Origin of the sequence: Bacillus sp. AFS098217, assembly GCF_002551815.1 — a bacterium.
Lineage (GTDB): Bacteria > Bacillota > Bacilli > Bacillales > Bacillaceae_G > Bacillus_A.
This window is the reverse complement of the sequence record NZ_NVPR01000088.1, coordinates 1-21,116: the sequence shown is the minus strand read 5'-3', so window position 1 is coordinate 21,116 and position 21,116 is coordinate 1. Positions and strand designations below refer to the sequence as shown.

General features: G+C 37.7%; 25 protein-coding genes. 11 read left to right on the top strand and 14 right to left on the bottom strand.

The genetic code is table 11. From position 1 onward, the window contains the following. Positions 1–56: 56 nt before the first annotated feature. Both COO03_RS21660 and COO03_RS21655 read left to right on the top strand, forming a co-directional pair. Positions 57–1,019 carry a 2-hydroxyacid dehydrogenase gene (locus COO03_RS21660; RefSeq protein WP_141523366.1) on the top strand — a complete coding sequence of 321 codons (963 nt, stop codon included), beginning with the start codon at positions 57–59 and terminating at the stop codon, positions 1,017–1,019. A gap of 112 nt (positions 1,020–1,131) precedes the next feature. Continuing rightward, positions 1,132–1,971 carry an alpha/beta fold hydrolase gene (locus tag COO03_RS21655; RefSeq protein WP_097899123.1) on the top strand — a complete coding sequence of 280 codons (840 nt, stop codon included), beginning with the start codon at positions 1,132–1,134 and terminating at the stop codon, positions 1,969–1,971. Positions 1,972–2,042: 71 nt separating this feature from the next. On the opposite strand, the gene COO03_RS21650 is transcribed toward COO03_RS21655, so the two are convergent. Further along, the gene (locus COO03_RS21650; RefSeq protein ID WP_097899122.1) at positions 2,043–2,294 is read right to left on the bottom strand and encodes a DUF1871 family protein; all 252 of its coding nucleotides are present in this window, start codon (positions 2,292–2,294) and stop codon (positions 2,043–2,045) included. A 114-nt stretch (positions 2,295–2,408) separates the two neighbouring features. Here COO03_RS21650 and COO03_RS21645 point away from each other — a divergent pair, with 114 nt between their 5' ends. Next, complete coding sequence (locus COO03_RS21645) at positions 2,409–3,560, top strand: MalY/PatB family protein (RefSeq protein ID WP_097899121.1); 1,152 nt, start codon at positions 2,409–2,411, stop codon at positions 3,558–3,560. Between the two features lie 35 nt (positions 3,561–3,595). Here COO03_RS21645 and COO03_RS21640 read toward each other — a convergent pair whose 3' ends face one another. The 3 genes from COO03_RS21640 to COO03_RS21635 all read right to left on the bottom strand — a co-directional run bounded on the left by COO03_RS21640 (position 3,596) and on the right by COO03_RS21635 (position 4,985). After that, the gene (locus COO03_RS21640) at positions 3,596–4,138 is read right to left on the bottom strand and encodes a superoxide dismutase family protein (protein WP_097899120.1); all 543 of its coding nucleotides are present in this window, start codon (positions 4,136–4,138) and stop codon (positions 3,596–3,598) included. Between the two features lie 69 nt (positions 4,139–4,207). Next, complete coding sequence (locus COO03_RS27195; protein WP_170958225.1) at positions 4,208–4,384, bottom strand: hypothetical protein; 177 nt, start codon at positions 4,382–4,384, stop codon at positions 4,208–4,210. Between the two features lie 22 nt (positions 4,385–4,406). Further along, positions 4,407–4,985 (bottom strand): DJ-1/PfpI family protein, encoded by a 579-nt coding sequence (locus COO03_RS21635; protein WP_097899119.1) that lies wholly within the window; start codon positions 4,983–4,985, stop codon positions 4,407–4,409. 159 nt (positions 4,986–5,144) lie between these two features. Between COO03_RS21635 and COO03_RS21630 the strand changes: the two genes are divergently transcribed. Beyond that, on the top strand, positions 5,145–5,528 hold the full coding sequence (locus tag COO03_RS21630; RefSeq protein WP_097899118.1) for a kinase-associated lipoprotein B: 384 nt from the start codon (positions 5,145–5,147) through the stop codon (positions 5,526–5,528). 40 nt (positions 5,529–5,568) lie between these two features. On the opposite strand, the gene kapD is transcribed toward COO03_RS21630, so the two are convergent. Next, the gene (gene kapD, locus COO03_RS21625) at positions 5,569–6,192 is read right to left on the bottom strand and encodes a 3'-5' exonuclease KapD (protein ID WP_097899117.1); all 624 of its coding nucleotides are present in this window, start codon (positions 6,190–6,192) and stop codon (positions 5,569–5,571) included. 279 nt (positions 6,193–6,471) lie between these two features. Between kapD and COO03_RS21620 the strand changes: the two genes are divergently transcribed. After that, positions 6,472–7,797 carry an ArsB/NhaD family transporter gene (locus COO03_RS21620; protein ID WP_141523367.1) on the top strand — a complete coding sequence of 442 codons (1,326 nt, stop codon included), beginning with the start codon at positions 6,472–6,474 and terminating at the stop codon, positions 7,795–7,797. A gap of 246 nt (positions 7,798–8,043) precedes the next feature. On the opposite strand, the gene COO03_RS21610 is transcribed toward COO03_RS21620, so the two are convergent. Continuing rightward, positions 8,044–8,505 (bottom strand): hypothetical protein, encoded by a 462-nt coding sequence (locus COO03_RS21610; RefSeq protein ID WP_097899114.1) that lies wholly within the window; start codon positions 8,503–8,505, stop codon positions 8,044–8,046. A gap of 113 nt (positions 8,506–8,618) precedes the next feature. Between COO03_RS21610 and COO03_RS21605 the strand changes: the two genes are divergently transcribed. The 3 genes from COO03_RS21605 (at position 8,619) to COO03_RS21600 (ending at position 11,448) form a co-directional block, all read left to right on the top strand. After that, positions 8,619–9,311 (top strand): DNA alkylation repair protein, encoded by a 693-nt coding sequence (locus tag COO03_RS21605; RefSeq protein WP_097899113.1) that lies wholly within the window; start codon positions 8,619–8,621, stop codon positions 9,309–9,311. 455 nt (positions 9,312–9,766) lie between these two features. Beyond that, positions 9,767–9,982 (top strand): hypothetical protein, encoded by a 216-nt coding sequence (locus tag COO03_RS26630; protein ID WP_141523368.1) that lies wholly within the window; start codon positions 9,767–9,769, stop codon positions 9,980–9,982. 89 nt (positions 9,983–10,071) lie between these two features. Further along, positions 10,072–11,448: a glycine--tRNA ligase gene (locus COO03_RS21600; protein WP_097899112.1), complete on the top strand. Its 1,377-nt coding sequence runs from the start codon at positions 10,072–10,074 to the stop codon at positions 11,446–11,448. 119 nt (positions 11,449–11,567) lie between these two features. Here COO03_RS21600 and COO03_RS21595 read toward each other — a convergent pair whose 3' ends face one another. Continuing rightward, a complete protein-coding gene (locus tag COO03_RS21595) occupies positions 11,568–11,951 on the bottom strand; it encodes a hotdog fold thioesterase (protein ID WP_097899111.1) in 384 nt (127 codons plus the stop codon). 92 nt (positions 11,952–12,043) lie between these two features. On the opposite strand from COO03_RS21595, the gene COO03_RS21590 reads away from it, so the two are divergent. Both COO03_RS21590 and COO03_RS21585 read left to right on the top strand, forming a co-directional pair. After that, positions 12,044–12,787, top strand: a complete 744-nt coding sequence (locus COO03_RS21590) for a DUF3298 and DUF4163 domain-containing protein (RefSeq protein WP_097899110.1) — start codon at positions 12,044–12,046, stop codon at positions 12,785–12,787. A gap of 50 nt (positions 12,788–12,837) precedes the next feature. Then, positions 12,838–13,431: a biotin transporter BioY gene (locus COO03_RS21585; protein ID WP_097899109.1), complete on the top strand. Its 594-nt coding sequence runs from the start codon at positions 12,838–12,840 to the stop codon at positions 13,429–13,431. Between the two features lie 36 nt (positions 13,432–13,467). Here the strand turns inward: COO03_RS21585 and galU are convergent, their stop codons facing one another. The 7 genes from galU to COO03_RS21550 all read right to left on the bottom strand — a co-directional run bounded on the left by galU (position 13,468) and on the right by COO03_RS21550 (position 20,238). After that, on the bottom strand, positions 13,468–14,355 hold the full coding sequence (galU, locus tag COO03_RS21580; RefSeq protein WP_097899108.1) for a UTP--glucose-1-phosphate uridylyltransferase GalU: 888 nt from the start codon (positions 14,353–14,355) through the stop codon (positions 13,468–13,470). A gap of 212 nt (positions 14,356–14,567) precedes the next feature. Further along, positions 14,568–16,292, bottom strand: coding sequence for a phospho-sugar mutase (locus COO03_RS21575; protein ID WP_097899107.1), 1,725 nt, complete (start codon positions 16,290–16,292; stop codon positions 14,568–14,570). A 399-nt stretch (positions 16,293–16,691) separates the two neighbouring features. Continuing rightward, positions 16,692–18,176: a leucyl aminopeptidase gene (locus COO03_RS21570; RefSeq protein ID WP_097899106.1), complete on the bottom strand. Its 1,485-nt coding sequence runs from the start codon at positions 18,174–18,176 to the stop codon at positions 16,692–16,694. A 76-nt stretch (positions 18,177–18,252) separates the two neighbouring features. After that, entirely contained in the window at positions 18,253–18,627 is a 375-nt protein-coding gene (locus COO03_RS21565; protein ID WP_097899105.1) for a DUF309 domain-containing protein, read from the bottom strand. A gap of 69 nt (positions 18,628–18,696) precedes the next feature. Further along, positions 18,697–19,323, bottom strand: a complete 627-nt coding sequence (locus COO03_RS21560; RefSeq protein ID WP_141523369.1) for a 3D domain-containing protein — start codon at positions 19,321–19,323, stop codon at positions 18,697–18,699. An 85-nt stretch (positions 19,324–19,408) separates the two neighbouring features. Then, complete coding sequence (locus COO03_RS21555; RefSeq protein WP_097899103.1) at positions 19,409–19,726, bottom strand: YuiB family protein; 318 nt, start codon at positions 19,724–19,726, stop codon at positions 19,409–19,411. A gap of 17 nt (positions 19,727–19,743) precedes the next feature. Then, complete coding sequence (locus tag COO03_RS21550; protein WP_097899102.1) at positions 19,744–20,238, bottom strand: NUDIX domain-containing protein; 495 nt, start codon at positions 20,236–20,238, stop codon at positions 19,744–19,746. Between the two features lie 256 nt (positions 20,239–20,494). On the opposite strand from COO03_RS21550, the gene COO03_RS21545 reads away from it, so the two are divergent. Then, a complete protein-coding gene (locus COO03_RS21545) occupies positions 20,495–20,929 on the top strand; it encodes a DUF5391 family protein (protein WP_097899101.1) in 435 nt (144 codons plus the stop codon). The last annotated feature ends 187 nt before the right edge of the window (positions 20,930–21,116 follow it).

Below are 21,116 nucleotides of genomic sequence, written 5' to 3'. Positions count from 1 at the left end.
AAAAGAAGATTTTTTTAGAGAATTATGTAAAAATAAAAAGGAAAGGGGCTAAAACCGTGAAATCAAAAGTATATATTGCTGAACGCGTTCCAAAATTTGTAGAAGCATACCTCTCTGAGCATTGTGAATATGAAAAGTGGGATCGTAATGAAAAAATACCTCGTGAAGTTTTATTAGAGAAAATACAAGATAAACATGGCTTGCTTAACTTCGGTACCAAAATCGATGAAGAATTGTTACAAGCAGCTCCTCATCTACAAGTTGTGAGCAACATTTCTGTTGGCTATGATAATTTTGATTTAGAAGCAATGCAAAAGAGAAATGTGATTGGAACAAATACACCATATGTATTAGATGATACAGTGGCTGATCTTGTTTTCGCTCTGATGCTATCAGCTGGGCGCCGCGTATGTGAGCTTGATTCTTATGTGAAAAATGGTGATTGGGATGCCGAGATTACAAAGGAACACTTTGGACTAGATGTACATCATAGTACAATTGGAATTATTGGTATGGGCCGAATTGGAGAAGCTGTTGCTAAACGAGCGAAATTCGGATTCGATATGAATGTCCTTTATTATAATCGTCGCCGTAAAGAAGAAGCTGAACAAAAGTTTGATGCTGCGTACTGTGATTTACACACACTACTAAAGCAATCTGATTTCATTGTTCTCCTAACTCCATTAACAGAAGAAACCTATCATCTCATTGGAGAAAAGGAATTTTCATTAATGAAAGAAACAGCAGTTTTCATTAATGCTTCCCGCGGAAAAACGGTAGATGAGTCTGCATTAATCGATGCATTAGAGCAAAAGAAAATCTTTGCAGCAGGCATCGATACATTTACACAAGAGCCAGTTGAAAAAGATAATCCGCTCTTATCTTTACCAAACATTGTTACTTTACCGCACATCGGATCTGCGACATTAAAGACACGACGCCAAATGGCGATGACCGCTGCAGAAAATTTAGTTGCAGGGTTACAAGGAAAAACACCGCCTAATATTGTCCGCGGATGAATCTTATCGTAATAAAAAAGGCAAGATGGACCTCCATCTTGCCTTTTTTTGTTAACATAAATCCTTTTCTACTGGGAGATGATATGAACAAAAATCAATGGAGTGACAAAAAATGAAACATCAATCTGAATGTCCTTACTTCACTTTTTCCACTCGCGGTACTACCGTTCATTACGAATTGTATGAACATAATAATAAAAAAGAACGACCAACTTTCGTACTCGTTCATGGATTTCTTTCTTCTTCATTTAGTTATCGGCGATTAATACCTTTACTTGCACAAGAAGGAACAGTGATTGCCCTTGACTTACCACCGTTTGGGAAAAGTGATAAATCGAATCAATTTAAATATTCCTATCATAATTTAGCAACTATTATTATCGATTTAGTAGAGCATTTACAACTCTCCAATATTGTACTAGTTGGCCATTCTATGGGCGGACAAATCTCACTCTATGTCAATCACATCCGACCTGATTTAATCACAAAGACCATTTTACTCTGTAGCTCTAGCTATTTACATCGCGCAAATTTACCTCTCATTTATTCTTCCTACTTACCATTTTTCCATTTATACGTGAAAAATTGGATTATCCGAAGAGGTGTTGTTCATAATTTAATGAATGTTGTTCATGACCATTCATTAATTGACGATGAAATGATGAAAGGCTACGCCGCTCCCTTTTATGATAATCGAATATTCCCTGCTTTAACACGAATGATAAGAGATCGGGAAGGAGATTTATCACCAGCAGAATTACGAGAAATCAAAACTCCGACCCTGCTCATTTGGGGTGAGAAGGATCGAGTCGTTCCTGTTCATATTGGTCACAGGCTGCACAAAGACTTGCCTAATTCTAAATTTATTTCATACGAAAATGTGGGGCACTTACTACCAGAAGAAAAACCAGAACATGTCTATGAGGAAATCATGGCTTTTTCAGCACAATAGTATCCATCTATTAGCGCTTTTTAACATATATCATACTCCTACTAAGAAAGGCTGTCGGAACTTCCGACAGCCTACAATGAACAACTTCCGCCTTCTTTTAATAGAAGTAACTCCTCTGCTAACTTCTCACACTTTTCTATTGCTGGTACCTCTTCAAACGACATGAAGTAAATATGCTGGATTTTTTTTGCAATATATTTCGGATCATCAAACGCACTTACTACGTACACAACATCGCTCGCTTCTGTTTCATAAAATTCAGGCCCCATTTGAAAAGGATCCCAATTTCTCACCAACTCTATCATCTTTTCATATGCACCCATCTGCTTCCCGCCTTTTTCACTTTAATTCTTTTCTTTATCGTATCATATCAGCTATTCTAGAAGAAGAGAGGGAATTTTCACAAAAAAACGTTTTTAAAGAAGGGGAGCAAACTTATGCAACAATTTCAAAAAACGGTAAATCGCCGTGGAACCCATAGTACAAAATGGGATACATACAAAAATGAAGAACTTCTTCATGCTTGGATTGCTGATATGGACTTTGAAGTACCAATGCCCATTCAAACCGCACTACAAAAACGACTTGAGCACCCTATTTTCGGCTATACAATACCGCCAGAAGAAATCATGGATACAATTTGTCATTGGACGAAAAGCCAATACAATTGGGAAATAAAAAAGGAGTGGATTGTATTTAGTGCCGGTATTGTTCCTGCTCTTAGTGCAAGCGTACAAGCTTTAACAAACGAAGGTGAATCTGTACTTGTACAACCACCTATTTACCCGCCATTCTTTGACATGGTCACAACAAACAAGCGTCATTTATGTGAAAGCCCATTGCTCTTACAAAGCAGCACATACACAATGGACTTTGAACATTTAGAAGCACAATTTCAGCAAGGAGTAAAACTGATGCTTCTTTGCAGTCCGCATAATCCCGTTGGCCGTGTTTGGACAAAAGAGGAGCTTTCAAAACTTGGAGCACTATGTGAAACATACAATGTAACTGTTGTTACAGATGAAATTCATGCAGATATTATTTTCGCAGACCATACACATACCCCGTTTGCTTCATTGTCTCAGCAATTAGCAGCGCGCACCATCACTTGTATGGCACCAAGTAAGACATTTAATATCGCTGGATTACAAGCATCCATCATTATTATTCCAGATAAAAAAATCCGCCACGCCTTTACATCTGTGCAGCAAAGACAAGGACTTCACGGATTAAATACATTTGCTTACACAGCAATGCAAAGCGCCTACACGGAATGTAATGAATGGCTAACAGAAATTCGTTTATATATAGCAGAAAATGCTCGGTTTGCTTGTGAATTTATCGAAAAACATATCCCTGCCCTTTCTGTCATCCAGCCAGAAGGTACCTTTTTACTCTGGGTAGACTGTACACATTTGAATCTTTCTCAAAAAGAACGAACAAAATTACTCGAAGAAAAGGGGAAAATTATCGTCGAGCCAGGTGAAAAATATGGAGCAGGCGGAGAACAACATATTCGAATTAACATCGGTTGCCCAAGATCTGTCCTAGAAGAAATTCTAAACCGACTTCGGTATACATTTTCATAAGCCAATGAAAAAAGCTACCCGTCTCAAGGTAGCTTCTACTTTTTCTTAGTAGCTGATGCCTTTTCTACAATAACGCCACAAGCAATTCGATTCCCTGACTTTCCAACAGGTTGTGTCATACCATCATCAGGGTTTTCAGTAATAATAATTGATGCCCCGTCTTTTCGATGAAGCGTCGTTTTACCCTCTTCAAGAGATATATGCGGTGCTTCAATTTCCGCTTTAATCTTTCCGGAACCATCAGCAATCACATTCGGTAAATCACCGTTCTCTGCTCCCTTTGGATTCATAAGCCCATGTTTCTTATTCTTCTCTAGATTAAAATGATTACCAGCTGATGCGAAATTAGGCGCTTTGCATTCCCCAATTTCATGAATGTGCAACCCATGTGTGCCCGGTGTAAACCCCTCTGCATTAATCGATATTTTCACTCCACTTGTTTGCTGAGTCACTTTTGCCGTTCCAACTTTATCACCGGAAGCATTGTATAATTTCACATCGATTTCTTTTGGGTGTCCTTTGTCACAACTTGCCATAAGAAACAGCATACAACATCCAAATAAAAGCTGCTTTTTCATTACAGTTCCCTCCAAAATACATTCTGCCCTTAGATTGTCCGAGCTTAGAGGGAAACATACAAAAACGAATCAGCGTTTCTTTTCAGCTAGCAGCCTTTCTTCTACCTTCTGCAAACGATCTGCTTCTCGTTTTGATACACGAATGAACATACGCCACGTTGCAATTGCACCAATTATAAATAAGAAACAAACAATCCCTGGAATAATATATTCCGTTTTATCTTCTGGAAAATATAAAGGCATCATAAAAATCACTCCTTTGTTTTTTCTACAGTTTTTGTATGACTGCTTCTCCTACTGGCTGTACACTTTCTAATACTTGATTCACTACTTCTTCTCCCACAAGTGATTCAATAACCCACGATACTAAATCTTGTGCGGCCAAACATCCCGCAGCAGTTGAGATGTTACCAATATTCACAAACCTTTCTTCCACAACTTGAACATCATAGTTCGATAATTGCTTCATCACTGTAGGATAAGTAGTCGCTCTTTTTCCCGTTAACAATCCGAGTGCCCCAAGTATTAAAGCACCTGAACACATAGATCCGATCAGCTGTTTATCAAGATTCAATTTCAGCTCATTTAAATAGTCCGAATCGCAAATAAGCCGTTGTACTCCTGGGCCGCTAGCAAATATAACTGCATCTGATTCCTTTATCTCTTCCATTGTCCCAGACATAGGAATCGTAAGACCTGCCACCGATGTATGTACTGATTTTGTTCCTACAAGTCTAACCTCCCAATCTGTTACATTCCCGACTAATCTTACTCTGTTTAATAGATCCCAAGGTAAAAATACATCTATATCTGTGAAGTCATCAAAGCAAACAATACATATTTTCATTTCTTCAACACCATTCAGAATTTTCTGTCATATCACCATAAATTATAGTGTAACTCCCATATATTCTCAAGGACATTCCACAGCGAAATGTTATTCTTTACAGATGATTTCTTTGACTCCATCTCACTCTTTCCTTACTATAAAATTGAGGTGAAAAATATGAAAGAAACATTTGAAATTGGAGAAGTCGTTACTGGTATTTATAAAACAGGAAAGTATATCGGTGAGATTACAAACAGCCGCCCTGGAAGTTACGTTGTGAAAGTACTAGCTGTTTTAAAACATCCTACGCAAGGGGACTTACATAACGTAAAACAAGTGGATGTACCATTTTTCCATGAGCGACGCGCTTTAGCTTTTCGCGAACAAACGAATATTCCGCAAACAATGGTAAAAAAATATGAAGGGGATATCCCGGATTATAAAGAATCTCTGAAGGCGGCATTAGAAGCACAAATGAATTCATTTTCAGAAGATGATTCACCGTTTGCACAGCGTAGTTTACAAACGCTTCAGCAATTAAAACAAGATTATAAATTGTAAAAAACAAAACGATCAAATTACATCTTTTGTAATTTGATCGTTACTGTGTACTTACTTTCTTTAACACCTGTGAAAAATCAATAAGCTCACCTAATGTTGGCGGAGCTGGCTTTACTAAATACTCTTTATCTTTTTCGACAAGCTTAAAAATATTATATGTTGTCATCGCATCATCAAGCGCACAATGATGCTTTCCTGTCCCTACTTTTCCGTACGCCTCAATCGCTTTCCATAATCCGGTTTGATTTCGCTCCCCGAAGAATCGTTTATACTCCAGCGATAAATCTCTACATTGTCCTGAAAATGGAAATTTAACTCCTGCCGCTTCACAATTATGTTTCAATACCTTCATATCCATATTTCCCCACGTTACAATTGTTGGCTGACAACGATTTTCATACTGAACAAGTTTCTCAACAAGTTCCAAGAAAGAAATCCCATCGTCCACCGCTTCCTGATGAATTCCTAAAAATTTTTTACACCGGTCTGTTAAACTTGGAAAAGTTTCTGGCCTTACATAAGATGAATACGTATCTTCTACTACACAATTCACAACCGATACGAGTCCCACCTCAATAATTTCCGGGAAAAACCCTTTTGGCTTCTTCCGATTTTGAGGCATCGTGAACTCAAAATCTAAAAATAAAAATTGTTGTTCATCCATACGATCCCTTCCTTATCATTCTGTCTCCTTTACACTCCTACACGAACAGGCTCGAATGCTCATTCCATTTTAAACATTCAGGTTGGATGTATCTTATGTATATGTCAAATAACCACAAATATTTTCAGAAAAAAAGAAAAATTCATTTGTATAGAAAATATGACAAAATAACCCCTTTCATTTACATACAACATTTTTCTACTTTATAATGGCGATAAGTGTGTTTCTTCTAGAACTTTTTGACACACTAAGAAAGGTAACCGAAAGGAGATGAAGTTTTTGCACGAAACAACGCAAGAAATCGCAAACTGGCAATATTTCTTTGCTATCGCAGTTTTTTTAATTACATATGCCATTATCATTTCAGAAAAAATTAATCGTGCTGTTATTGCACTTCTTGGTGCAGCACTTATGGTAATCTTTGGCGTCGTTGACTTGCACGCTGCTTTTACAAAACATATTGAATGGGGAACAATCACACTGCTCATCGGTATGATGATTTTAGTAAACATCACGAGTAAGTCAGGCGTATTCCAATATGTTGCTATTAAAGCAGCTAAACAAGCACACGGAAATCCAATTAAAATTTTAATTTCTCTTTCTTTGCTTACCGCGCTTGGTTCTGCATTTTTAGATAACGTAACAACAGTACTTCTTGTTGTTCCAGTTACTCTATCTATTACGCGCATTTTACAAGTAAATCCTGTTCCATATTTGCTTTCCGAAATTATTTTTTCAAATATCGGAGGAACTGCAACATTAATTGGTGACCCACCAAATATTATGATTGGTTCTGCAAATAAGCACTTAGATTTCAATGCTTTCTTATTAAATCTAGCACCTATCGTAATAATCATCATTGCAGTTGTAGCATTCATGCTGTACTTTATGTACCGTAAGCAACTAATTGCTGATCCTGTACAAGTAAAAAAATTAATGAGCTTAGATGAAAAACAATACATTAAAGATCCGGTATTAATGAAAAAATCTTTAACAGTACTTGGACTTACAATCCTCGGCTTCATGACTCATTCTATTTTCCACATTGATGCTGCTGTAATCGCTTTAACTGGTGCTACTGTACTTATGTTAATCGGTGTGAAAGAACATGAAATTGAAGATGTATTCGCTAATGTAGAGTGGGTTACAATCTTCTTCTTCGCGGGGCTATTCGTACTCGTTGGCGGGCTTATTGATATCGGACTTATCAAAACGTTAGCTCAAAAAGTAATTGGTTTAACAGGCGGAGATATTTCTTACGCATCTATCCTTATTTTATGGGTATCCGGTATTGCATCAGCAACAATTGATAACATTCCATTCGTTGCAACAATGATTCCACTTATTAACGATATGGCAGTTGGTCTTGGGCTATCACCTTCTGATGTACAAATGGATGTACTATGGTGGTCATTAGCATTAGGAGCTTGTCTAGGTGGAAACGGAACATTAATCGGCGCTTCTGCCAACGTAATCGTAGCAGGAATCGCAAACCGCGAAGGGCATAAAATCAGCTACATGGACTTCTTAAAAGTCGGTTTCCCAATTATGATTGTGTCATTAATCATTTCTCACATTTATATTTATCTACGTTACTTAATGTAATTATAAAAAGCGAAAGTGGCTCGCTTAGAATGTGAGGNNNGGGGGATGGAGCTTCTGACATAGAGGTGCTTTTTACCTCGCCGGAAGAAGCGAAGCCACCGAACATTCTAGCCACTGGAGCTGGATTCCATAAAAAGCGAAAGTGGCTCGCTTAGAATCACGATCCAGAAAGGCTATCGCCACACGCGATAGCCTTTTTCATATATTAAACGTTCAACAAATAAACATGATTATCTTTAGTAGATTCTAATATTTCGTTGGCTCGTTTCGAATGAGAAATAAATGAATCGGTAAAAAAATAGAAAATGTTATGACATGAATAATGGTAAAAAGGACTGCGTTCGTACTATACCTTTCCAAAACGGCATATATCAGATAAATGGATAAAACAAGTACGACTGCTCCAGCTAAAAGGCTTAGTATTGGGATAAATTTCAGAATAAAACAAGCAACATATATACCAAACACTTTCCATCCCGCTTCTTCTTTCAAAAAGTCAGGTAACCTCTCCTTCGCTAAATCCCCCCATATCTTAGCACTTAAAAATGGAATAAAAGCTAGAACCCCATCATCAGCACCGTCATTTTTTGCCATCGTATAAAGCGCAAATGCAGTTAGTACATATGCAAGAACTGCCCAAATTAAAACAATAAAAATAGTAGCAACACTAAGAGCAAAGAAACTTGCTAATATACTTTGATCCTCCATCGTTTTCTCCCCTTTCTATCCCCATCATATTTCACATCTCTATTTCTCATATTTTCAAATTTTTCTTACTCCCCTGTATAATATGAACAAGAATAGGAAAGGAGAACACATTCATGCACCCATTTGTAAACGCTTTGCAGCAACACTTTCTAGCACATCAAAATCCTGAAAAAGCAGAACCAATGGCTCGTTATATGAAAAACCACTTCCCATTTCTCGGTATTCAATCACCAGAAAGAAGAAAGCTATTACGTGAAGTCATACAAGTACATAACCTTCCAGATAAAGAGGATTTACAAATCATCATCCGTGAACTTTGGGCTTTACCAGAAAGGGAATTTCAAGCCGTCTCTCTCGACATATTACAGAAATATAAGAAATATCTTGATGAGACTCATATTCCATTCTTAGAAGAACTTATTGTAACGAAGTCATGGTGGGATTCCGTTGATGGCATTGTTCCTACCTTTTTAGGAGGCATCTTCTTGAAACATCCAGAGATGATTTCCATCTATATTCCGAAATGGACTGCTTCAGAAAATATATGGTTACAGCGTGCTGCAATCTTATTCCAGCTCAAGTATAAACAACAAACCGATGAAAAACTTCTCTTCTCGATTATTGGACAACTTAAGTCTTCAAAAGAGTTTTTCATTCAAAAAGCGATCGGCTGGGTACTTCGCGAATATGCAAAAACAAGCCCACATGTCGTATGGGAATATGTTCAAAACAACGAACTTGCTCCCTTAAGCAAACGAGAAGCAATCAAACATATTCGCTCTACTATGAGCACCTTTTCAGATTGAACTCCCCCCACCTTCACTTCATTTAGAGGAGGGGGGCTTCTCGGTTAAAATGATAAAGGATAGTAAAATGGGCGAAGCTCTATCATATATATCCATCTTGATTTTCCAACATATCAGTCACTGCCATGAAAACAAAAGAAGATATCCACTTATTTTCTCCTTTTGTTTTCACTTGGCATGGGGCTAAAAAAGTCACTGTCCGCTTCTAGCCATGGGCAGACGCTCTCTCCCATCTAAAAAAGAAAGGTTTTCTATCCTTTTTTCAATTTGTATTTATACAGATACAATCGTTCCTCTATTGTGATTTAAAAAGGAACGTGATAGAATATGGTCATTATTATTAAATATAGTAGCGATGACGGACTTATAAGTACTTGTACCAAAAGCGATTCAGGGATAGTGAAAGCCTGAAAAAGCGAGGAAACGGCAGTCTCGAGCAATACGTGATAAAGTGGTTGTGTGTTTACACACATCAACTAGGGTGGAACCGCGGGCAAACGCTCGTCCCTAGGCAAATATGCCTTGGGACGAGCGTTTTTTTGTATTTAAAAGCGCAAGCGGCTTTCTTAGAACAGGAGGACGTTGGAGTTCCTGACGAAGAGGCGTTCTTTGCCTCACAGGAAGGAGCGAAACGACCGACTGTTCTAGCCGCCTGCGCTGGATCTATTTAAAAGCGCAAGCGACTTCCTCAAGAAATTGTCGTTCAACAAGTACACTCTGTCATCGCCAATACGTTAACTTTTAAAAGGAGGATTTTATTATGTATTCAATGGAACAAGTTGTAAACTTAGCGAAGCATCGCGGTTTTGTTTTCCCTGGTTCTGAAATTTATGGTGGTCTTGCAAACACGTGGGATTACGGTCCACTTGGTATCGAATTAAAAAATAACGTTAAAAAAGCTTGGTGGAAGAAATTCATTCAAGAATCTCCATACAACGTTGGTTTAGACGCAGCGATTTTAATGAACCCAAAAACTTGGGTAGCTTCTGGTCACGTTGGTAACTTTAACGACCCAATGATCGACTGTAAAAAATGTAAAGCGCGCCATCGTGCTGACAAATTAATTGAAGATGCTTTAGATGCAAAAGGTATCGAAATGATCGTTGATGGTCTTACTTTCGATCAAATGGCTGGATTAATGAAAGAACACGAAGTAAAATGCCCAGATTGCGGTAGCGAAGACTTCACAGAAATTCGTCAGTTCAACTTAATGTTTAAAACATTCCAAGGTGTTACTGAATCTAGCACAAACGAAATCTTCCTTCGTCCTGAAACAGCACAAGGTATTTTCGTAAACTTCAAAAACGTACAACGCTCTATGCGTAAAAAACTTCCATTTGGTATTGGCCAAATCGGTAAAAGTTTCCGTAACGAAATTACGCCTGGTAACTTCACATTCCGTACGCGTGAATTCGAACAAATGGAGCTTGAATTCTTCTGTAAGCCCGGTGAAGACCTAGAGTGGTTCACATTCTGGCGTAACACTTGTAAAAACTGGTTACTATCACTTGGTATGAACGAAGAAAGCATGCGCCTTCGTGACCACGGTGAAGAAGAGTTATCTCACTACAGTAACGCAACAACTGATATTGAATTCAAATTCCCATTCGGCTGGGGCGAGCTTTGGGGCGTTGCATCTCGTACAGACTTCGATTTAAAACGTCACATGGAACATTCTAACGAAGACTTTAACTATATCGACCCACAAACGAACGAACGTTACGTACCATACTGCATCGAGCCATCTCTAGGCGCAGACCGCGTAACATTAGCATTCTTATGTGATGCATACGAAGAGGAACAATTAGAAAACGACTCTCGTACAGTTCTTCGTTTCCACCCTGCTTTAGCACCATATAAAGCAGCGATCTTACCATTATCTAAAAAGTTATCTGAGGGCGCTGGGGAAGTGTTCGCAGAACTTGCAAAAGACTTCGTGGTAGACTTTGATGAAACTGGTTCTATCGGTAAACGTTACCGTCGCCAAGACGAAATCGGTACACCATTCTGTATCACATATGACTTCGACTCAGTTGAAGACAAAGCAGTTACAGTACGTGACCGCGACACAATGGAACAAGTTCGTATGCCAATTAGCGAACTAAAAGGCTTCTTAGAGAAGAAAATTCAGTTCTAATTTTATAGAAAAAGGCTGCCTCTGGGCAGCCTTTTTTGTCGCGCGTTATTGAAGAGTCGATATATCCAGCGTTACGTTCGATATACGAAAAGAGGCTGTTCCTAAGAGCAGCCTCTTCTTTATTTCTCACGCTTTTCTTTAATTGCAACTGTGCATCTTGAAATGCACAGTAAATCATCATTTTCATCAATGATGCGTACGTCCCAAACCATCGTTGTTTGTCCTTTATGAATTGGCGTACCGATTGCTGTTACGATTCCATCACGTTTCGAACGAATATGATTCGCATTAATTTCAAGTCCAAAACAAATGCATTTTTCTTGATCAATTAAATTATATGCTCCAACGCTTGCTACAGTTTCTGCCAATGCAACTGATGCACCTCCATGTAAAAAACCAAACGGCTGATGAGTGCGTCCATCTACTGGCATTGTAGCTACTACCTTATCCTCTGTCATTTCTAACAACTCAATTCCAAGTGTGTCCATTAATGTTTTTGGCATGTCGCTTCCCCCTTCTCTCCATTAAAAAAATGTATAATTTTCCCTGTTTATTTTCAAACTATCCATAACACTTACAAGGAGGTTTTATTTACATGAAAAAGAAATTAACTATACTAACTATTTTGTTCTCCTTGCTCACTATTGTACCAAATTGTACGGATGCAGCCAAAGCCTCTAACCTGACAATCGACATTAAGACTGTTACACAAAAAGGTAAGAAGCCTTATCTAGAATATCAAATTAACAGACCTTCCTTTCATCATTTCTCTGATTCAACATTCCAAAATCAATTAAATACATACTACGAACAATCTATAGATCGTTTTAAAAAAACATTAGCGAAAGAAGCGAAGAAATACTATAAAGAAGCTGAAGAATCTGGTGCTCCCTTTCATCCATATGTCGCAAATGTTGACTATAAAATAACATTACAAAAGCCCTCTTTAGTTAGCTTATATGTAAATTATTATCAATACACGGGCGGAGCACATGGACTATATACATGGAAAGCAAATACATTTGATTTAAATGAAAAGAAGCTCTTACATTTAGATGATCTATTTCAAAAAGATGGTACTTACAAAGATATCATCCGTACAGAAATCGTTAGACAAATTAAACAAAATGAACGTATCTATTTTCCAGATGCAGCCGAAAAAGTGATGAGTGCAAAAAAATTCAAATACTTTTTAGAGCCAGATCACCTTGTTATTTATTTTCCTTTATATGAAATCGCGCCTTATTCTAGCGGGATTCCGCAATTTCGTATTCCATACACATTACTCAGAGATTCACTAAAGCCTAATTATCAAAACATTTTGATTGACAACAAATAAATAGATTCGCTACGATAATGTTAACCAAATAATAATTGGAGGTTAACATTATGAAACAACTACGCGCTTTAGATTTAGCACTAGCTGCCATGTTCGTTGCGCTCATGGCGATTGGTGCGAATATCGTATCATGGGCACCATTTTTACAAGTAGCTGGTGTTCCATTATCTATGCAGCCATTTTTCGCGATTTTAGCTGGTCTTCTTCTCGGAAGTCGACTTGGTGCCTTATCTATGACTGTTTATATGCTTGTTGGTGTTGCAGGAGCACCGATTTTCGCAAATTTCAAGGCTGGATTTGGAGCACTTTTAGATCCTACTGGTGGTTTTATTATCGCATTCATTATTGTTGCTTACGTATCAGGGAAACTAGTAGAGCAAAGAGAAAAACCACAATTCAGTACATTTGCAATTGCATCTTTTACGGGAATTATTTTAACTTATATCATTGGTACGACTTATATGTATATGGCTGTAAACGTGTGGATGGGCGGAAATATGAGTTACAAAGCGGCTTGGACAATTATGATGTGGTTCGCGGTTAAGGATATAATCTTTACAATTATCGGTGCTATTATTACACCTCGCATATACTATGCAATTCGTCGTTCTGCTTATCAGCATTCTCATTCTACACTATCATAACGAAAAAGGAGCTGCTTTATGCAGCTCTTTTTTGTATTATGATTCTTTTTTCGTTTGTTCCTCTAAAACTTTCTTCATCATTACAAGCATGTCTTCACGTAATTCTTCATGCTGAAGAGCCATTTCAATTGTCGTTTGAACAAATCCTAGTTTTTCTCCAACATCGTAACGCTTTCCTTCGAAGTCATAAGCAAATACGCGTTGAATTTCATTTAAACTTTGGATCGCATCCGTTAATTGAATTTCGCCACCAGCCCCGATTTGTTGTTCTTCTAAGAACATAAAAATTTCTGGTGTTAAAACGTAACGTCCCATAATGGCTAAGTTTGAAGGTGCTGTGCCTTGTGGTGGCTTCTCAACAAAGTTACGAACTTGATAACGACGACCATCTTGCTCTAACGGGTCAATGATTCCATAACGATGTGTTTCCGCTTCTGGAACCGTTTGAACACCAATAACAGAAGATAATGTTTTATCATATTCATCTATTAACTGGCGTAAGCATGGGTTCTCGGCTTGTACAATATCATCACCTAGTAAAACAGCAAATGGCTCGTCACCAATAAACTTACGTGCACACCAAACAGCATGCCCCAATCCTTTTGGTTCTTTTTGACGGATATAATGAATATCTACCATTTTTGAAGAAGCTTGTACTTTTTCAAGTAATTCATATTTTTTCTTCTCTAATAAGTTTTGTTCTAATTCAAATGCATTATCGAAATGGTCTTCGATAGAGCGCTTTCCTTTACCAGTAACAATAATAATATCTTCAATTCCAGATGCCACTGCTTCTTCTACAATGTATTGAATTGTTGGCTTATCTACAATTGGAAGCATTTCTTTTGGCATTGCTTTTGTTGCTGGTAAAAAGCGTGTTCCTAATCCAGCAGCTGGAATAATCGCTTTTCTCACTTTTTTCATAACAAATACCCTCTCTTCTTTTCTAATCCTTAAACTATATTTCCTTACTCGTATACGAAAGTTGATACTCCGCCCTCAGTAATTGAAATGTTACAGACAGTATACCACATCAATTCTTTTTTCTTGCGGATTTCTTCTTGGTATAAGAAAAGAGGAGGTCGTTCTCCGTTCTCCTCTTTCTCTTCCACTAATGGAAATAACTATCTATTTTATTATAAACGATTCATAACGTCTTCTTTAATAGCGAGTAACTTTTGTTCACTATTTTGTAAGGAATCATCTTTCACACCAAAATAGAACTTGATTTTTGGTTCTGTTCCAGATGGACGTAAGCAGAACCAAGAACCATCTGCCAATTGATATTTTAACACATTTGATTTTGGTAAGTGAATCTCTTCCTTACTTCCATCTTTTAGTAATGTGATGATACTTGCTTTATAATCTTCTACTGAAGTCACTGTTAAACCAGCTACTTCTTTCGGTGGATTTTCACGGAATGATGCCATCATCTCTTCAATTTTCTCAGCACCATCTTTTCCTCTTAACGTTAAAGATACAAGATCTTCACGGAAGAAGCCGTATTTCGCAAACACCTCTAATAAACCATCGTATAATGTTTTGCCTTGTGATTTATAATACGCTGCTACTTCACATGCAAATAATACAGATTGAACTGCATCTTTATCACGGCAGAATGGACGAATTAAGTAGCCGTAGCTTTCTTCATAGCCAAATTGGAATTCATATTGTCCACTTTCTTCATATTGCCTAATTTTCTCACCGATAAATTTAAATCCTGTTAATGTATCCACTGTATCTAAACCGTAAGCGCTTGCGATTGTACGACCAATTTCAGAAGTTACGATTGTTTTCAACACAACACCGTTTGCTGGAAGTGTACCATTTTGTTTCTTTTGTGATAATAAATAATCAAGCATTAACGCACCTGTTTGGTTGCCCGTTAACACTTGGAACTCACCAGCATGATTACGAACAGCAACACCAAGACGATCTGCATCTGGATCTGTTGCGATTAACACGTCTGCTCCCACTCTTTCACCATCACGAATCGCAAGTTCAAACGCTGCATGCTCTTCTGGATTTGGCGATTTTACTGTAGAGAAGTTCGGATCTGGTAACTCTTGTTCTTTTACAACTGTTACATCTGTAAATCCAACTGCTTCTAAACCTCGGCGTGCTGGAATATTTGATGTTCCGTGTAGTGGCGTAAAGACGATTTTCAAGTCCTTACCAACCTTTTGTACCATTTCTTTATTAATGATGACTGTTTTTAACTCTGCGAAGTATGCGTCATCTACTTCTTGTCCAATGATATGTAATAAACCATTTGCTTTTAATTGCTCCATATCAGCAACTTCGACTGTTAATTCATCTTCGACTTCGTTTACGTAACTAATTAACTCGTCTGCTTCTTTTGGAGGCAATTGTCCACCATCTTCTCCATATACTTTATATCCGTTGTACTCAGGTGGATTATGACTCGCCGTAAGAACAATTCCACTTACTGTATGTAAATGACGAACTGCGAAAGAAAGTACTGGCGTTGGGCGTAAGCTTTCGAATACATACGTTGTAATACCGTGTGCTCCAAGTGTAGCTGCTACTTCCATTGCAAATTCAGGTGATTTATAACGGGAATCATACGCTACAACAACACCGCGCTTCTTCGCTTCTTCACCTAATTTTTCAATAAAGTGCGCTAATCCTTTTGTCGCTTTTCGAACTGTATACACATTTAAACGGTTCGTACCAGCACCAAGTTCACCGCGCATACCACCTGTACCGAACTCTAAGTTTTTATAGAAGCTATCTTCGATTTTCTTTTCATCTTGTTTCATATTTTCTAGCTGTTCTTTTAATTCTGCATCTAAGTTTGCATATGAAAGCCAGCGACTATATTCTTTTTTCCAATCCATTCTCTTATCTCCTCTCGCGTGTCATACCTTCATTATATGAAAAAAACAGCAAGTATCTCAATACATTTTGAAATCTAGCAGGATTTTACTGTTGTGATTTGTATACACTAATCCTATATATACATCAATTAAAAAGCCGACATAAAACCCCTCTTTTTGGGTAGGAGAGAGCATCTGGCCATGCATAGAAGCGGTTAGGGCCTTTTTCTGCCACATGCGAAGTAAAAACAGAAAGAGTAAACGAGTGTAGGTTACTTTTTATTCTGCATAGCAGGGATTTAGATGTCGAAAAATTAAAACGAATTTATATATATACTTCAGACAAAGATGAAAAGAATGAAGATTATCGGAAGAACTATATAAAAAAGAGCAGCTATTTTAGCTGCCCTTTTTTTAATCTTATTCTTCCCCAAAACGTTCAACAAGTGTTGCAAGTGTACGAACCATTGCACCTGTTGCTCCAGCTGGACCTAAATCATGTGCACCCTTTGTCTCAGATGTTCCAGCGATATCTAAGTGTACCCATGGTGTTTCTTCTGCAAATTCACCAAGGAATGTTCCTGCCATTACTGCATGACCTTCGCGGCCCGGTGAGTTATTTAAATCTGCAAATTTACTGTTACGAACGCGCTCTTTATCACGCTCAAAAATCGGTAATTGCCAAATTGGCTCATCCGTTTCCATTGATGCTTCTAATACTTGTTCAAACAATGTTTCATTGTTTGTCATTGCACCCGTTGTATGGTTTCCAAGTGCAACGATGACACCGCCTGTTAACGTTGCAACATCAACAAGATAATTTGCACCAAGTTTTTTCGCATACGTAATACCATCCGCTAATGCTAGACGACCTTCTGCATCTGTATTTAATACTTCAATTGTTTTACCGCTCATAGATGTAATCACATCATCTGGTTTAAATGCTGTACCACTTACCATATTGTCTGTTGATGGAATAACAGCAACCACGTTTTGCTCTGGACGAAGTTCCCCGATAATTTCCATTGCACCAAGAACTGCTGCAGCGCCGCCCATATCGCCTTTCATACCAACCATGCCTTCACGTGGTTTTAAAGAGTAACCACCTGTATCATATGTGATCCCTTTTCCAACAAAGCCAATAACATCTGTCCACTCTTCTTTTCCTTTATAAATAAGAGCAATCATTTTTGGCGGCTCTGTAGAACCTTGGTTTACGGCAAGTAATGCCCCCATACCAAGCTCTTCTATTTCTTCTTTCTCAAGCACTTTATAATCCATATCGTATTTTTCCGCCAACTCAACTGCATACTCTGCAAGCGTTGTTGCTGTTAACATGTTCGGCGGCATATTTACAAGTGTACGAGCTGAGTTTGTAGCACGTCCGTGTACATATCCAACCATTAATGCAGCTTCGATTTCTTTTGCATCTTCCGCTGTAATAACGGCAAGTGTTTCTAGCTCTACGCTCTCTTTTTTACCTGTTTTATATGTTTGTAATTCGTATGTACCAAGGGAATGTACTTCAGCTGCAATATGTGCAACATCAATTGCGTCTAATTTATCTGTTACGAACGAATCAAGTAAGATGGCAGCATCTTGTACTTTGGCAGATTGTAACGTTTTAAATGCCTTACTAAGTGAAGCACGTAATGTTTCTGTTGTATATGCTTCTTTTTTTCCAAGACCAACGAAATAGTAACGCTTTACATTTGTTTTTCCTAAGCTATGCACTTTTGAAATGACTTTTTTCTTTGCACTAAGTTCTTTCTCTTCTAATAGAACTTGTAATTGTCCTTCAAACGCTTTGTCTAATTCCTGCACAAAGCTGCTCGCTTTATCTTCTTCGAATAAGGCAACAATGACTGCTTCATGGCTTGCTAATTCTTTTTGTACTTGAAACATATTCAAACCCCCTAGATTTCTCTATCTTTCATTATAACTGTATTTTTTCGGAAATGCGATAATTCTAACTTCTCTTTCATTTCATGTATATAAAAAACTCAGGTAACGATGGTAGCTCATGTATTCTTGCATATGGAATGCTCTCTATTTTTTCAGGTATTATTTTTCGGCACTCTTTCACAAATATTACGATTTCTTCTACATCTAAGTTCCAATGCACGGGGCAGTATGGCGTCAAATATTGCTCTGCCACTTCCATCATAAGGCGCGCTCCCTTTACATTTCCATAACTGTAATGATACTGAGCAACTACCATTTGTAGTAACCCTTTTAAAAATAAATTACTCCGCTCTTCCAGCCACATTTCTTCAAGCAAATCATGGCACGTATAATAATCTCCTTCATTATATTTCACGAAAAACTCATAATACGCAAAAGGATAGTCTTCCACTGTCGCACCCCGTTTTTCTTATATTGTGAAACAGGACAATAAAAAAAGTCCAGTGTTAATCACACTAGACTATCTCTGTTTCAAATATTGACCACGGAATACTTGCATTGTTTCATCTTGGTTCAGCATCGTTAACTGATCTTCTGATAATTTACCATTTCCCATTTTTACTACATATACATTTACCTTTTTCTTGCCCCACTGGCTATATACATCTTGAACAGTCTCATAATATAAATCAAGTCGATTTCCTTTTATAGCGCCGCCTTTATCCGCGACAACACCGTACCCATAACCTGGTACAAAAAGAATGGTCCCAATTGGAAATACTCGTAAATCCGCTGCGATTGTAGAATATAAATCTCTTTTCGCCTTTACACCTGAATACGTGATACCATACTCTGGATGCCCAGGGCTTTTTCCTGTTGATTCGGCACCTGACGTATAACCAGTTGCAGTCATTTCCATAACACGATATTTCGACCAGTCATTTGCCTGTTCTAAAGCATTTATCACTTCTTTACTCGGAACAACTTGTTTTTTCATTTCAGCTGCATGTACTTCTTTTACATCTCTTTCTTTATATGTTTTTATAATATCTACTAAAGAAACTCCTGTGAATGCTTGCCACGTCACACATAATGCTGCTACAAGTAAACAAGTCATCATAATGCGAATACCATATCGTTTTAACATTTTTATATTCCACACTCCTTCATCGTTAGTCATTCCCTATACGAGAAAGAAATATGCAAAAAAAAATCTCCAAACGGCTTGGAGACTAAAACATTTGATATCCACTTTTTCGAAGTTTCTTTATCACAACTCCTGCTAAAATCGCTCCTATAAATCCAGTCGATAAAATAAAAAGATCGGCTTGTCCAAGATGCGATACACTTGTTCCAAATGAAGAGAATGTTTCTTTCGGTTTTGAAAAATAATCCCACACACCTGCTTTATTAATAATAAGCATACAAACAATTGGATAGATGACAACCATCACCCACGTCGCACGTAAAATCATGTTGAGCAAAAAACCAATTCCAAAAAAAAGTATAAAAAACAACATCATTGAAATAAGTAATACCGGGATACTCAATCCTTTCCCCTCTCCTTCTATTTCTTATCTCCTGCCGTAAACACATGATACGATGTATATCCAAATTGCTCTCCTGGATTTAAAGTTGTTTCCATCTCAAGAAGCGGTTCTGTATTCCCTTCAAGTAAGTGCCGAACTAATATAGAAGCATCTTGACCATACGCAATATCTTTCGGATGTAAAAAAGCTACTTCAGACAGTTCCTTCTCTTGAACCGTAACCTCTTCTCCTTCTGGCTCCAGCAGAAAAATAATCATATTATCACTAATCTCATCACGAATGACACCAGAGCGAATACCAATCACTCCTTTTACATGTGCAACGATGCCTGTCTCTTCTAAAATTTCACGTCTAACGGCTTGATCAATTGTTTCTCCTTCATTTACAAAACCAGCTGGTAACGACCACTTCCCTTTTAACCCGCCGTATTTTTTCTTTACAAAGAGCCATCGACCATCTTTTGTAACTACAAGCCCACTTACAGCTAACCAAACATTCCCGCGTTTCCCCATGATGTAAAACCCCTTTCACCCAAAGGACAGAATATTCATTCTTTTTATATATTATACTATATTTTTCAGTGAGAATAACATAATCTTCCTTGTTCCTCAGTTACTACGTTTCTTTCTACCCTTCTGCATTTTCCATATATTTTATATAATGTAAATATAGGGTATTATCTCCCTGTAGAAAGGTCTCGAATTCCTTCAAAATTCTTCTTTGAATATTACATCACACCTATTCATTGCGAAAGGAGTAAAAAGTAAAATGAGAAATCAATCAAAAAAGTCCAGTATTGTATTTGTAACATTAGTTTCCGCATTACTCTTCTGCTCTGTCTTAGTTGCCATTTCACTTTCACCACTTGCTGATTTAGGACCTAATGCAAATAAATTTAACTCTTTAGGCATGTGGAAATCAATCGGCATGATTTTACTATTTTATATCGTACCTCTACTTCTTTATATAGGAGGAGTGAAGGCAATACAATTCATTATGGCTTTTCTTTGCGTTATGGGGCTATTCGTACATCTTGTGATACTTGCAGCTGTATTTATTACAATACGCGCAAGTGACTATAACGCCTCCTCTTTCTTAGGAGTCATCATTCTTTGCGCAGCGGTATCAATCACAAATGTAATTTGGTTTTTTGTTGCTTTTCGCTCAAAAAGAACTTCTACTTATACACTGGATGCACAATAAAATAGAAATTAAAAAAAGCAGAAACGCCTCCTAGCCGTTTCTGCTTCTTTCTACTATATACCTCTTTTGATTTTCCAACATATAAAGTGAAACTTTAATCCGTGGGGGGGTTTCTTCATCTCCACACGGATTATTAGCCCTCACCAATCGGGCTTTTACGGGCAGTTTATCTCCCACCTAACTTCTT